Genomic DNA, 13,550 nt, shown 5'->3' on the forward strand with positions numbered 1-13,550 from the left:
CTGGCCCGTTGCTGAACGCGCCAGCAACGCACTTCGATAAATAAAACAGATGGCCCGGAAAACAACTCGCAACGCGGTTTTTTAGTCTTGGTGCAGCATTGCGCGGGTGGCTATACTTCGGTGCTTCCGAAGAGCGATACCACAATGAACGAGACGACCCAGCCGGCGATTGTCCAGTCCTTACGCGAAACAATTCTCGCGGGCAAACTGTCGCCCAGTCAGCGGCTCGTCGAAGCGCAACTCGCGCAATGGCTCGGCGTGTCGCGCACGCTGCTGCGTGACTCGTATCGCCAGCAGCTGTCGCTGCCGTCGTTGCATCTGCTCGCGGACGCCACATGACCGACGAGATCATTTCGACCGACAGCGGTCAGGAGCCCGCCAGGGCGCCGCTGTCGATCACCAGCAAAGACCTGCTCAATCTGGCGCATCTGCGCGCGTTCCGGCTCGTCGCCGACATGGGCAGCGCGACGCGCGCGGCCGCCGCGCTGTTTCGCGCGCAGTCGGCGGTCACCCGTTCGGTCCAGGAACTCGAGCTCGCGCTCGGCGAGCCGCTGTTCGATCGCGCTCCGACGGGGATGCTGCCGACGCCCGTCGGCCGCGCGGTGCTGCAGCGCTGCGAGCGCATCTTCGTGGAACTCGAAGAACTCGCGCAGTGGTGCGCGGCCCGGCAGACGCGGCGCCGTCCCGTTGCGGAAGGCACGTTGCCCGCTTATCTGCTGAACACGCGACGCCTGCAACTGTTCGCCGCGCTCGCGCGCCACCGGCATATGCCGAGCGCGGCGAGAACCTTCGGCATCAGCCAGCCGGCGGTCAGCACCGCGATTCGCGTGCTCGAAAGCGGCTCGGGTTTGAGCCTGTTTCATCGCAGCCCGCGCGGCATTCTGCTGACCGCCGAGGGCGAAACCTTTCTGCTGCACGTGCGCCGCGCGCTGAACGAACTGCGTCACGTGCCCGACGATATCGCCGCGCTGCACGGCAAGATTCAGGGCTCGGTGACGGTCGGCGCATTGCCGCTCGGCCGCACGCTGATCCTGCCGAAAGCGATTGCGCGGATGACCTCCGAGCATCCCGGCGTGCGCGTGGTCACCGATGAAAGCTCGTATGAAACGCTGGTCGCCGGTTTGCGCGCGGGCGACATCGACTTCATTCTCGGCGCGCTGCGCGATAACGATGCGACGAGCGGACTGAAAAACGAGCGGCTGATGTCGGAAGACATGGTGGTGCTGGTGCGTCGCGATCATCCGCTCACGCGGATTGCCAATCTGACCATCATGGGACTGCGCGACTCGCAATGGATTTTGCCGCGCAGCCATGCACCGGCGCGCGCGCTGTTCGAAGCGCAATTCAAGCGGCTGAAGGTCAAGCCGCCGCTGCCGACGGTCGAAACCGCCGACCTCGCGGTGATTCGCGGGCTGCTGCTCGGCACCGATATGGCCGCCGCGCTGTCCGCGCAGCAGCTGCACCACGAGATCCGCTCCGGCCAACTGGCGGTGCTCAACGTGCCGCTGCACAACACCCGGCGTGACATCGGCCTGACGATGCGCGCGGCCGGCACGCCGTCGCCGGCCGCGCGCGCGTTGATCGATGCGATCCGGCTGTCCGTCGTCGATGTGACGCGCACGGTCAGCATCGGTGCGGGCTAGCGGTCGCCGTTAATCAGTTGGCTTAACTATTTTGCGGCAAACGCGTAGTGCCGGCCACGCAGACGCCGGCGCGCGGCGATGCTAGAATCGCCCCCGTCTCTCTTTCGACCATCATGACCGCACGCTCCCGCAACCGCCTGACTGCCTGGCTTGGCCTCGTCGCCATGTGGCTGGTCGTGTGCGCGCCGCTCGTCAGTCAGTTGCTCGAAGCAACTCGCGCGCAGGAGCCGCTTGCGCCGCTCTGCTCGACGCATCATCCGGCCGGCGCGTTCGATGCGAACAGCGCGACCATCACGAGCGTCGCCAGTCACGCGAACCCCGCGCCCGTGCATCTGAGCCACGACGATGCATTCGGCGCTTGCGGCTACTGCAATCTGCTCCAGCATCACGTCGCAATGCCGACGCTCGCCGCCACCTCGCCGCCAGCCGCGCTGCTGCTGACCGGCACCGTGCCGCCCACGCTGTCCACCCGCTTCACGCCGCTCGGCGCGTTCCCGTCGGGACGCCCACGCGCCCCACCTGTCGTTTCCTGAGCTCTGCCAGTCCTGATCGCGTTTTCGTCGCTACCGCCGACGAGGCCCGCGATCGTCTGTTCAATGCATCAAGGAAACACCCATGTTCAACTTCGCCCCGCGAAGGCTCCCGCTGCACGCCCACCGCGACGCCGGCCGTTCCACCTGTTCCACTTCTCACGCGCTGAAGCTAGGGCGCCCGTCCCGCTGGAGCGCGCCGGTGTCGGCGCTTCTGCCGGCCCTCGTGCCGATGCTCGCCGCCACCCACGCGCACGCCCACGACGCACAAACCGACACCACGCTGCCAGCCGTCAGCGTCAACGCGAGTGCCTCCACCACCGCCGCGCCACGCGCGCTCGATCCGAATCTGCCGGCCTCCGTCGAAACCGTCACGCGCGAACAGTTCTCGCGCTGGAACGTCGTCAATACCGAAGACGTGCTGAAGTACATGCCGAATCTCGCGGTACGCAAGCGCTTTATCGGCGATCTGAATTCGATCATCGCGGTACGCGGCACCAGTAATACGCAAAGCGCGCGCGGCCTCGTGTACGCGGACGGCATGCTGCTGAGCAACCTGCTCGGCAATAGCTATGCGTTTCCGCCGCGCTGGTCGATGGTGTCGCCCGAGGAAATCCAGCAGGTCGACGTGATCTACGGACCGTTTTCCGCGCTTTATCCGGGCAATTCGCTCGGCGCGACGGTACTGATCAGCACACGCATGCCGCAGCAGTTCGAAGCGAACGCCGACGTCAAGGGATTCACGCAGCACTTCAGCCTGTTCGGCGTGAACCGCAATTTCAACGGCGCGTCGGCGAGCGCGTCGATCGGCGACAAAGTCGGCAAGTTCTCCTGGCGGCTCGGCGTCAATCATCTGGATAGCACCAGTCAGCCCCTGCAATTCGCAACCCTCGCGAAATCGACTATGCCGGCGAAGGCCGGCGACACGCCGGTCAGCGGCGCGTACTTCTATAACAACCAGACCAATACGCCGACCGCCGTGCTCGGCGTGAACGGGGAAGGCATCGAACATACGGTGCAGGACCAGTTCAAGCTGAAGATGCAGTACGACTTCACGCCGACGCTGCAAGGCGCGTTCACGCTCGGCTACTGGCATCAGACCTACGACAGCGCAACCTCGACGTTCCTGCGCGATGCCGACGGCAATCCGGTTTATAGCGGCAACGTGTCGATCAACGGCTATCACTACACGATTCCGGCGGCCGCAATGGCGCCGAGCCGCGGCTACAGCGAGAACTGGCTGTACGGGCTGGCGCTGAAAACGCGTAACGCGACCGGTTGGAACGCGGAAGCGATCGCGTCGTATTACGACGTCAGCAACAGTGTCGCGCGCACCGCGAATGCGGGTGGCCCGAACAACGGTCCCGGCACCGTGCTGTTCGGCGACGGCACCGGCTGGAAAACGCTCGATCTGCGCAGCACGTATACGCCGGCGAACCACGAGGCCGGCCTCGCGAATCACGCGCTGAGCTTCGGCTATCACTACGACAACTATTTCGTCGACAACCGCAGCTACACCACGCTGAACTGGCGCGACGGCGCCGCCAACGCGTTTGCCAACGGCTTCGCCGGCAAGACCCAGACCCAGGCGCTCTACGCGCAGGACGCATGGCGCTTCCTGCCGCGCTGGAAGCTCGTCTACGGCGTGCGCTATGAGGACTGGCAGGCGTACGACGGCGCGCAGTCGCTGCCCGGCACGACGCTGCGGTACAGCGATGTGAGCCAGCAGCACTTTTCGCCGAAAGCATCGCTGTCGTTCGACGTCAGCGACGATCTGACCTTGCGCGCATCGATTGGGCGTGCTTACCGTTTTCCGACGGTCAGCGAGTTGTTCCAGGGGCAAATCAACGGCTTTGCGATCGTCAACAACAATCCGAATCTGCAACCCGAAAACGCGCTGTCGAAAGAACTGACCGCCGAATGGGCGCACTGGAATGGCGTATTTCGCTTCTCGCTGTTTCAGGACGACGTGAAGAACACGATTTTCAGTCAGACCGACACAACAGTGATCCCGAACGTGACGAACTTCCAGAACATCGGCAAGGTTCGTTCGCGCGGCGTCGAAACCAGCTATTCCGGCGAAGACGTGTTCGTGCGCGGTCTCGATCTGATCGCCAACGTCGCGTACACGCAGTCGAAGATTCTCGAGAACGCGCAAAACCCGGCCTCGGTCGGCAAGTACTTCTACCGGATTCCGCTGTGGCGCGTGAATGTCGCCGCGACCTATCACTTCGACGCACGCGCGGCGCTGACGCTCGCGGCGCGTTATTCGGGCCGCCAGTACAACACGCTCACCAATACCGACACGAATCCGAACGTATTCGGCGGCACCAGCAGCTATACGGTGGCCGATGCGAAGTTCACGTTCAAGCCGACCAAGCTCAGCGAGATCGGTATCGGCGTCGACAACCTGTTCGATGCGCGTTACTTCGTCTATCACCCGTATCCGGGCCGCACGTTCTATCTGGAAGCGAAGCTGCGCATCTAGCCGCGAATCTAGCCACGTAGCAGTCGCGCTGTAAATCGATCCGCGTGCATCGAACGATGCGCGCTTTTCCGTCCGACGAGAATCTCATGTCCACGACTCCAACCACCGAACGCTCGCGCGCCGACCACACGACGACAGCCCACACCGCTACCAGCGCGGTCCATCCCGGCTATCGAACACTGTGGCGCTGGCACTTTTACGCGGGCCTTTTCGTGATGCCGTTTCTGCTCGTACTGGCGATCACCGGCACGCTGTACTGCTTCCAGCCGCAACTCGAACCGCTGCTATACCCGCAGAAGCTGGTCGTCGCGCCGCAGGCGGTGCGCATGCTTTCGCACAACGCGCTGCTCGCAAAGGCGCGCGCGGCGATGCCGGCCGACGCGACCGCGACCACCGCGGCGATCGGCAACGATCCGCGCCGCAGCGTGGAATTCGTGTTTCGTCTCGCGGACGGCACGCAGCAAAGCGTCTATCTGAATCCGTACACCGGCGACGCGCTGGGCACGCTGAGCGTCGAGCGTCGCTTCATGCAGGTGGTGCGGATGCTGCATCGCAAGCTGCTGCTCGGCAAACCCGGCGAATTGCTGATGGAGCTGGCCGCCTGCTGGACCCTCGTGATGCTCGGCACCGGCATCGCGCTGTGGTGGCCGCGCGGCAAAGCCAGCGTACGCGGCGCGCTGGTGCCGCGCTTCGCGCTCCAAGGACGGCCGCTGTGGAAAAGCGTCCATGCGGTGCTCGGCATCTGGCTCGCGCTCGGCGCACTCGCGTTCGTGCTGAGCGGGTTGCCGTGGACCGGTTCGTGGGGCCAGCAGTTCAAGGCGTTCGCGACCGCGACGAAGCTCGGCGCGCCGCCGGGCGCGTGGGGCGGGTTGCCATTGCGGTCGGTTTTGCCGGGCGCGGGCTCGGAGCACGCTGGTCACACTGCGCCTACCGGCGCCGCGCAGCAGTCCGGCTCGGCCACCGCCGACACCGGGCACGATGCACATGCCGCTCATACCGGTCACGCCGAGATGGATTCGATGCCCGGCATGGTGATGGACGATCTGCCGTTGCCGCTCAAGCCGTGGGCCGCCAGCAATTCGCGCGTGCCCTCTTCCGGCTTGCCGGCCACGACCGAAGCGGATACACCGACGCCGTTATCGCTCGCCCAGATCGTCGCGCTTGCCGCATCGCTCGGCATCACGGACGGCTACAACATCGTGCTGCCGAACTCCGGCACCGGCGTCTATACGATTTCGTATTTCCCTGGTAATCCCAAGGATGAACGCACGCTTTACATCGATCAGTACAGCGGCGCGATTCTGAAGGACATCCGCTACGACGACTATGGCGCGATCGCGAAGGCGGTGTCGTACGGCACGTCGTTGCATATGGGCCGCTATTTCGGCGTCGCGAACCAGTTACTGTGCGCGCTGATTTCGCTCGGCCTCGGCGCGCTCGCGGTGACCGGCTTCGTGATGTGGTGGAAGCGCCGGCCACAACTCGCGCTCGGCGCACTCGGCGCGCCGTCGCGCGAACGCGGCGCACCGCCGATGCGCGGCTGGAAAGCCGGGCTCGTGCTGCTCGGTCTCGTGTTTCCGCTGATGGGGCTGACGCTGGTGGTGGTTTGGCTGCTCGACTGGCTGGTGTTTGGGCGGGCGGCAACGCGCGCGGGAACGCGCCCCGGCTGATTTTGCGGCCCGCTTGCCAGCCATGATCGTTTACGATACTTTATGCTCGTTTATGATCGATTATCCCAGACAGCGAGGCACGGCAATGCAGCGAACCCGGCAGGAAGCGATAAACGGGCTCTTGCCCGAACAGCGCGAAGCGCTGATTCTTGAACGGCTGCGCGCGCACGGCCGGGTGCTGGCGGCCGAACTCGCCGCCGAACTGCAGACCTCGGAGCACACCGTACGCCGCCACCTGCGCGAGCTTTCCGACCAGGGCCTGTGCAAGCGCGTGTACGGCGGTGCGTTGCTACTGTCGCCCTCCAACAAACCGGCGGCGCTGCGCATGCACGAGGCGGTCGACCGCAAGGCCCGGCTGGCCGCCGCGGTGGTGTCGATCGTGCGTCCGAAGCAGATCGTGCTGCTCGACGCCGGCTCGACCAACATCGCGATCGCGGACGCGCTGCCCGCTGACGCGGAACTGACCGTCGTCACGAATTCGCCGGAAGCCGGCGCGCGCCTGCTGAACCGGCCCGGCTTCGAGGTCATCCTGATCGGCGGCCGCCTCGCGCGCGGCGCGGCCGGCTCGCTCGGCACGACCGCGCTGCTACAAATCCAGCAGATTCGCGCCGACCTGTGTTTTCTCGGCGCCTGCGCGTTCGATCCCGTCGAAGGCGTCGCCGCATTCGACGCTGAGGATGCCGAACTGAAGCGCGCGATGGTCAAGGCGAGCGGCCAGCTCGCGATCGCGCTGACCTCGGAAAAACTGCTGACGGCAGCACCGTTCGCGGTGGCGGCGGCGAGCGCGGTCGATTATCTGTGTATCGAAGCCGACGTACCGGCCGCGCGAATCGCGAGTCTGCAAAGCGTCTGCGGCAACGTACTGGTGGCACGCCCATGAACGCACTCGTCAGGGAGCGCATCGCGACGCTCGGCGTATTTCTCGCCAACGGTTTCGGCATCGGCGCGTGGGCGGTCGAAGTTCCGCGCATCAAGGAAAGCCTCGCGCTCAGCGACGCGTCGCTGGGTCTCGCGCTGTTCTGTTTCGCGCTCGGCGCGATCGTCGCGATGCCGCTCGCGGGACGGCTCGCGCCGCGCTTCGGCAGCGGCCGCGCGACCGCGCTGCTCGGCGTGACCTTTGCGATCGCGTTGCCGTTGCCCGCGCTCGCGCCCGGCATGGTCACGCTGTGCGGCGTGCTGTTCGTGCTCGGCGCGTCGAACGGCGCGCTCGATGTATCGATGAACGGCCACGCGAGCGCGCTCGAAGCGCGCTGGCACGCGCCGATCATGTCGTCGTTTCATGCGGCCTGGAGTGCCGGCGGCCTGCTTGGCGCGGCGACCGGCGCGCTGCTGCAGAAAAGCGGCGTGGGGGTCGTGGGCGGCCTGCTCGCGCCGGATATTTTCATCGCTGTCCTGATCATGGCGGCCGCCGTGCTGGCGCTGCGCGACATCGGTCCGCGCGCAGCGGCCGCGTCGAGCGGCTTCGCGTGGCCCGACAGCGGCGTGATGAAACTCGCCATGCTCGCGTTTCTTTGCATGCTGGTGGAAGGCGCTATCGCCGACTGGAGCGCGGTGTATCTGCGCTCCACGCTCAACCAGCAGGCCAGCGTCGCCGCGATCGGCTACTCGGCGTTTGCGTTTTCGATGGCGGCCTGCCGTTTCGCCGGCGACGCGTCCGTGCGGCGCTTCGGTTCGAGCCGGGTGGTCGCGCTCGGCGGTCTGCTCGCGCTGGCCGGACTCGCACTGGTGCTGAGTCTGCCGACGGTGCTGACCGCGTGCATCGGCTTCGCGCTGGTCGGTCTCGGCCTCGCCAACATCGTGCCGGTGATTTTCAGCGCGGCGGGCCGCACGAGCGCGACGCCCGCGGTCGGGGTGTCGATGGCGGCCACGGCCGGTTATGCGGGTTTTCTGATCGGGCCGGCGCTGATCGGCTTCGGCGCAGGTCTACTCGGCTTGCGCGTCGCGTTGTGCGTGCTCGTGATCGCGACGCTGATCGTGTCGCTGCTGGGCGGCAACGCGGTACGCGGCACCCGGCCGGCGTAGCCCGCGCGTTACTTCTCTTTCTTCTCCAGTACAACTACCGGTTTTCGCGCGGACACCGCGACCGATGCATGAGCCGGCGTCGCCACCGCTCGATGGGCCGCGACCGGCTTGTGAACGGGCGCCGCCGCGCTCACCGCGTGCTGCCCCAGCGGCCAGCTGAACGCGCCGAGCAGCGAACGCGGCTGCGTGCCGTCGTCGAGACCGGTGGCGGGCCACTCGTGTTTCGCGGGCACCCAGCGCGTGCCGAACACGTGATCCCACAGCGGCAGCAACTGCGTGAAGTTGTGATTGAAATGCTCGGCGCGAATCGAGTGATGCAGACGGTGATACTGCGGATTGTTGACCCATGTGACGTAGCGCCCGAGGTCCACGCGCAGATTGAGGTGAGCGAAGTAATTGCCGAACATGAACACGAACGACGTGGCACCTACGATCCACGGCTCGACCTTGAACAGCACACCGACGATCGGATAAAGCAGACAACCCTTGATCAGCACTTCGAGCCAGTGATGCCGTAACGTGATCGTTACGTTGAAATCCACCGCGCTATGGTGCAGCGAATGCAGCTTCCACAGCAGCGGCCACGTGTGCTGCAATCGATGAAACGCGTATTCGAGAAAATCGATCGTCAGCAGCACGATCACGAACGACGCGAGCGCGCCCCACCCGCGCGACACCAGCGGCACCATGCCGCCGCCGGACGCATTCACGATCGCGACGCTGGCCGCCGCGGTCAGCGGTTTGACCGCTTCGACGAGCGCGATATAGAAACCCGCATACGCCATGTTCAGCCGCTGCCCCGCGCGCGATTGCAGCAAGGTGGCCGGCCAGCGACGCTCGAGCAACGCGCCGAGACCCATCATCACCAGCACGAGCGCATACGCTTGCAGCCACAGGCTCGCGTGGTGCAGCAAGGCGGAAAGCGGGCTCGACGCAAACATTGGAATTCCCCGGACGGCGCATGCATGCATGCGTAGTAAGCGATCCTGCGCGGGCATTCGCGGGCCGGCCCGCGCAACACGACGCGAACGCCCGCGAATGGCGTCGAGCCGCATCGCTCGAACGAGCATGCATGTCAGGAACAGCGGAGAGTCGGGAACGGCAGCAGCGTTAGCGTGATCTTCGCAGCCCGCCGGCCGGCGCGCAAGCAGCCGATACGCGCAAGCGCACCGCGGCGGATCCGCGGGAGGGCGCGCCGTTTCGACCGCTACCGCTCGCCCTCGCTCGCTCTTGCCCCCGCCCACGCGGCGCAGCGCGAACGCAACGAATTCAGCGTCGTCCGAAGGACAAAAAAAATCGGCGAGGTCATCGTTTTACGCCGTCGCGATCGCGAGTGGCCGATATCTGCTGCCGTATCGCCCGCTCGCGTCGCCGTTTTTATCGACAGCCGCTTTATGTTGGCCCCGCCGCACCTCGTAACACGCGTCTTCCTCCCCGAGCGCGAATCACGAAGACGTCTGCTGCTGTCGGCATTTATTCACTTCGTTTGTGTCCGGCTGCAAGCTGTAGTTCTTGTGAGGCGGTTATCGCAATGGCTATGCCATCACGGGTCAAAGCCTTGCCAGGCAAGGACCGCTGCCGGTGAACGGGGCGCTGCGCGCGATCAGGCGCAGGCGATGCATCGGAATTGAGACGCCTCGCGCGACGGCGACACGCGCGGTCGGCGTCGCCCACGTCGTTTCGGCGCGCATGGGAAAACCCGAGCGTGGGCTGGCTGGCAAGGGTTGCAGGCCGCGCCGGTCAGAATTGCCGGCGCCCTGGCAGGGTTGGCAGCACTTACCTGGTGCGGACAGGGATGTCGCAAAGCTGAGACGGCAACGCGCTCACAGCAGCGCGGTCAATTGCGCGACGCGCGCTTCGAAGTGCTTCAGTTGATCGCCATCAAGCGTGGTTTTCTGCGGCAGATCGACCTTCAGCGGATCGCGCGGCACGTTGTTCACGTGAACCTCGTAATGCAGATGCGGCCCGGTCGCCCAGCCGGTTTCGCCGACATAGCCGATCACCTCGTTGCGCTTCACGTGGCTGCCGTTGCGCAGACCTTTCGCGAAACGGGACAGGTGCGCGAACGTCGTCGAATACGGCGCGGGGTTCTGGATCTTCACCACGTTGCCGTAGCCGGTCTGATGGCCGATAAAGCGGATCACCCCGCGCGCGGTCGCGCGTACCGGCGTGCCGGTGGGCGCGGCCAGATCGACACCGTCGTGACTTTGCCAGCGATGCACAACCGGATCGAGGCGGCGCAACGAGAACTCCGACGACACTCGGGTGAAGTTGAGCGGATAGCGCTCGAACACGGGGCCGGCGCTCACGCCGTCTTTCGAGTAGTAAAACGGCTTGCCGCTCAGGTCCTTGTGGAGAAACACGTCATGGGTCTGTGCGCCGCGCACGATGCGCACCGCGAGCGGCTCGCGGGCGGCCGGGCGGTCGTTTTCCTTGCTGGTGGAACTGGTGGAACTGGTGGGGCTGGCGGGATTAGCGGAATTGGCCGCGGCGTTGTCGAATACCGCGCTGACGCGATCGCCTGGTTTGAGGTCGCGCGACAGATCGAGTTCGTCATGAAACGCGCGCGACAAAATTGCCGTCGTGCCCGCATCGACGCCGATGCTCTTCGCGGCCGCCGCAAAGGTGCGCTCGATCGGCGCCGTTTTGACCGTGAATGGCGGCGGTAGCGGAGCGGCCGGTGCCGGCGCGGCAGGAGCAGTGGGTGTCGCGCCGGTGGGCGCCGCCGCCGGATCCGGCGCGCGCGCGCCGACCCTCGTCGAGTCCTTGCTGACCAGCGATACGTCGGGTTCTTCGTCGCGCCACGCGCGTGGATGAGATACCAGATAAGCCGCGCACACCGAGCTCATTGCACACACAGCAATGACCTTGCTGGCACGCCCCGGCAGGAAGCGAGCTACAGATAGAGGCATTGATTAACGACAGCGTCGACCGCCGCATGCACGCGAGGCACGCACGACGAGGTGGTTTCGTTGAATCAGCGTTTCCAGACAATGCATGAAACGCTGCATGAGGCTGGGGGAAGCCTAGGGGCGCTTTCTTAAGTCAACCTTAAGCTGCCCCTATTAAGCGCGGCGGAGCGTGGGATGGCGTGCCGCAGGGGCTCGGTTCAGTTTTGCCCGCGCGGCACGCGCTTTCGTCAAGACAACGAAGCAAGCATGTTCGACAGACGCCGGACGTGAGTCTTGAACGCGTCGCTGGCTTCGCGGTCGGTGGTTGGCTCTAGATGCGAGGTTTCGGCGAGCAGCGCCTGCTCGTGGAAGTCGTTGGCGATACTGCGTTTGAGGTCTGCCGGCAGCGACCGCACGATGGAAACCAGCAAAGCCTCTTCGGCATGCAACATGCCGAGAATCGAATGTGTGTCCATACGAGAACCTCCGGAGGGAACATCGTCGGTGCCGCCGGAGAGCGCCGGCGCACCTCATGTTACCCCGTGGCTCCCGGGCCGTTACTCGGCGATCGAATAGCGCGACGGGCGGGATTTCGGCCGCGCAATCTCGCGCTCGACGCGCGGACTCGCGCCGCGGATGAACAGGACCGCGCACAGCGCGAGCATCGCCCAGATGCAAAGAATGACCGTCAAGGTGCTCATGTCAGTTTCCGGAAACGGAGGAATACGGTGAATGCGGTGGTCGCCGCGCGGTGGGTCAATGCAGCGTGGAGCGGTCGGGAGCGCCGAACAGCAACTGGTCGATCAGATCGGTGGTCAGCGTCAACTGCTTCTCGAGTGCCTGGCGCGCGGCCTCCGCACCGGCCGCATCGCTGCGCGCAACCGCCGCATGCGTATCGGTCGCAAGGCGCAGGATCGCTTCCGAGCCGCATTTCAGCTCGCGCATCGCGTCCGCGTCGGGACCGGGCGACGACGGGCAATTCACGGGCTCACCGCCGTAGTCCGGCAGGTCGGCGTCGAACGGGTGGGATTTGTCGTGGCGGGAAGACATCTGAGGCTCCTGGCGAAAAGGCGCGATGGCACGAAATCAGTGTGCGCCGGCCGCCGGCTTTTCAATTCGTCGAATAGAAGCCAAATCCGAAGCCAATCCGAGGTCTTTGAAAAACAAGGATTTTTTACCGAAACCGGTTAGAGAGACCGCGACCCAGTCCCTTGGGCATAGGCGAGGTCGCGGCGACAGCAGGAAAACGTCTACCCTGCCGCCTGGAAAAACGCTACGACAGGCTTTAGACCGCCGGCACGACGACGATGCGCAGCGGTGCGCCGCCCGCGGCGATCGCGAGCAGGATGTCGATGTTGGGATGCGCGCCCGGGCGGTTGCGCGCGTCGGCCGTATGCTCGGCGAACAGCGCGAGGCCATGTTCGGCGGCCTTCGCGTCCAGCGTGCCGAACGCGCCGTGCAGGTAGTTGTACACCGCGAGCGAGCCCTGTTTGCCCGGCTTGTTCTCGATGCCGGCGACCACGGCGCCCGCGCCATCCACCAGATCGATGCGCGCAATGCCGTCGATCGCCGGCATCTGGGCGAGATTTTCCTTGAAAACGTTGCTCGGTTGGATCATTGAAACCACTCCTTCTGTTCTAAAAAATGCATGGCGGGCCGTATCTTAGCGGAACGGCGGCGGACCCGGCTCGCGGGCCGGCGCACGGTGCATCCGACGGCCTCGAAATCGAGGAATCCTAGCTAATTTTTTGCGTCGGTCGCGCGTCCGCCCGATGATGGAAAACGTTTAACTTCAACCTCCCGCCGGTTCGAAAACGCCCCACCGTGTAATAGATTTCGAATCAAGCCGCGATCTAGACGAAAGCAACGATGTGCTGCGCGGCTGTCTCGATGCTTCGTCACCCTAACTAATCTTCAAATCAAAAATCGACCGAGCATTTACGAGCACAATTGCCCCCAAAATCATTAACTTTGAAAGCGCCCGCGAAGGTCTTATGCGTGGCTGCCCCCACCTCTGGGCGGCTCATATCTTCACCATCCGCGCTTTTGACGCTGCTTGCAATTCCGTTTGAGATATGATCTCCTACGACTTACATCATGTTTCACGGGAAGAAGTTGACCGGATTGCGATGGTGCGCCGCAGCGACCTAATTGCGCCAAAGGGCCAGCAACAAAGGGGCTCGTATGAGATTTGGCAGATGCAACCTCGGGGCTTAATAGGCCCGTCGCAGAAGGATCGTTTCGCTTATCCCCCCCAAAGTCATATGATGACTGATGTTTTGAAAATGAACACTTAGCAGAGAATC

At 64.7% G+C, this 13,550-nt stretch carries 14 protein-coding genes; 8 read left to right on the plus strand and 6 right to left on the minus strand.

Features of this window, described 5'->3' with window-relative positions; genetic code table 11:
- The first annotated feature begins 144 nt into the window (after nucleotides 1-144).
- The 7 genes from LJ656_RS25835 (at nucleotide 145) to LJ656_RS25865 (ending at nucleotide 8,353) form a co-directional block, all read left to right on the plus strand.
- Entirely contained in the window at nucleotides 145-339 is a 195-nt protein-coding gene (locus LJ656_RS25835; protein ID WP_230512362.1) for a GntR family transcriptional regulator, read from the plus strand.
- A complete protein-coding gene (locus LJ656_RS25840) occupies nucleotides 336-1,643 on the plus strand; it encodes a LysR substrate-binding domain-containing protein (RefSeq protein ID WP_230512363.1) in 1,308 nt (435 codons plus the stop codon). The genes LJ656_RS25835 and LJ656_RS25840 overlap by 4 nt, the downstream gene beginning before the upstream one ends.
- Before the next feature lie 113 nt (nucleotides 1,644-1,756).
- Nucleotides 1,757-2,176: a DUF2946 domain-containing protein gene (locus tag LJ656_RS25845; protein WP_230512364.1), complete on the plus strand. Its 420-nt coding sequence runs from the start codon at nucleotides 1,757-1,759 to the stop codon at nucleotides 2,174-2,176.
- A gap of 229 nt (nucleotides 2,177-2,405) precedes the next feature.
- The gene (locus tag LJ656_RS25850) at nucleotides 2,406-4,661 is read left to right on the plus strand and encodes a TonB-dependent receptor (protein WP_425606013.1); all 2,256 of its coding nucleotides are present in this window, start codon (nucleotides 2,406-2,408) and stop codon (nucleotides 4,659-4,661) included.
- 86 nt (nucleotides 4,662-4,747) lie between these two features.
- Complete coding sequence (locus tag LJ656_RS25855; RefSeq protein WP_230512366.1) at nucleotides 4,748-6,331, plus strand: PepSY-associated TM helix domain-containing protein; 1,584 nt, start codon at nucleotides 4,748-4,750, stop codon at nucleotides 6,329-6,331.
- A gap of 85 nt (nucleotides 6,332-6,416) precedes the next feature.
- Entirely contained in the window at nucleotides 6,417-7,211 is a 795-nt protein-coding gene (locus LJ656_RS25860; protein ID WP_230512367.1) for a DeoR/GlpR family DNA-binding transcription regulator, read from the plus strand.
- The gene (locus tag LJ656_RS25865; RefSeq protein WP_230512368.1) at nucleotides 7,208-8,353 is read left to right on the plus strand and encodes an MFS transporter; all 1,146 of its coding nucleotides are present in this window, start codon (nucleotides 7,208-7,210) and stop codon (nucleotides 8,351-8,353) included. The genes LJ656_RS25860 and LJ656_RS25865 overlap by 4 nt, the downstream gene beginning before the upstream one ends.
- 8 nt (nucleotides 8,354-8,361) lie before the next feature.
- On the opposite strand, the gene LJ656_RS25870 is transcribed toward LJ656_RS25865, so the two are convergent.
- Nucleotides 8,362-9,294 carry a sterol desaturase family protein gene (locus LJ656_RS25870; protein ID WP_230512369.1) on the minus strand — a complete coding sequence of 311 codons (933 nt, stop codon included), beginning with the start codon at nucleotides 9,292-9,294 and terminating at the stop codon, nucleotides 8,362-8,364.
- A 174-nt stretch (nucleotides 9,295-9,468) separates the two neighbouring features.
- Between LJ656_RS25870 and LJ656_RS25875 the strand changes: the two genes are divergently transcribed.
- Entirely contained in the window at nucleotides 9,469-9,984 is a 516-nt protein-coding gene (locus LJ656_RS25875) for a hypothetical protein (RefSeq protein ID WP_230512370.1), read from the plus strand.
- A gap of 192 nt (nucleotides 9,985-10,176) precedes the next feature.
- Here the strand turns inward: LJ656_RS25875 and LJ656_RS25880 are convergent, their stop codons facing one another.
- The 5 genes from LJ656_RS25880 to LJ656_RS25900 form a co-directional block, all read right to left on the minus strand.
- Nucleotides 10,177-11,202, minus strand: coding sequence for a M23 family metallopeptidase (locus LJ656_RS25880; RefSeq protein WP_230512371.1), 1,026 nt, complete (start codon nucleotides 11,200-11,202; stop codon nucleotides 10,177-10,179).
- Between the two features lie 290 nt (nucleotides 11,203-11,492).
- A complete protein-coding gene (locus LJ656_RS25885) occupies nucleotides 11,493-11,720 on the minus strand; it encodes a hypothetical protein (protein ID WP_230512372.1) in 228 nt (75 codons plus the stop codon).
- An 81-nt stretch (nucleotides 11,721-11,801) separates the two neighbouring features.
- Nucleotides 11,802-11,945, minus strand: coding sequence for a hypothetical protein (locus tag LJ656_RS25890; RefSeq protein ID WP_230512373.1), 144 nt, complete (start codon nucleotides 11,943-11,945; stop codon nucleotides 11,802-11,804).
- Between the two features lie 55 nt (nucleotides 11,946-12,000).
- On the minus strand, nucleotides 12,001-12,294 hold the full coding sequence (locus LJ656_RS25895) for a hypothetical protein (protein WP_230512374.1): 294 nt from the start codon (nucleotides 12,292-12,294) through the stop codon (nucleotides 12,001-12,003).
- A gap of 235 nt (nucleotides 12,295-12,529) precedes the next feature.
- The gene (locus LJ656_RS25900) at nucleotides 12,530-12,862 is read right to left on the minus strand and encodes a DUF2322 family protein (RefSeq protein WP_230512375.1); all 333 of its coding nucleotides are present in this window, start codon (nucleotides 12,860-12,862) and stop codon (nucleotides 12,530-12,532) included.
- Between the last annotated feature and the right edge of the window lie 688 nt (nucleotides 12,863-13,550).

Origin of the sequence: Paraburkholderia sejongensis, assembly GCF_020880815.1 — a bacterium.
In the GTDB taxonomy this organism is placed as follows: domain Bacteria; phylum Pseudomonadota; class Gammaproteobacteria; order Burkholderiales; family Burkholderiaceae; genus Paraburkholderia; species Paraburkholderia sejongensis.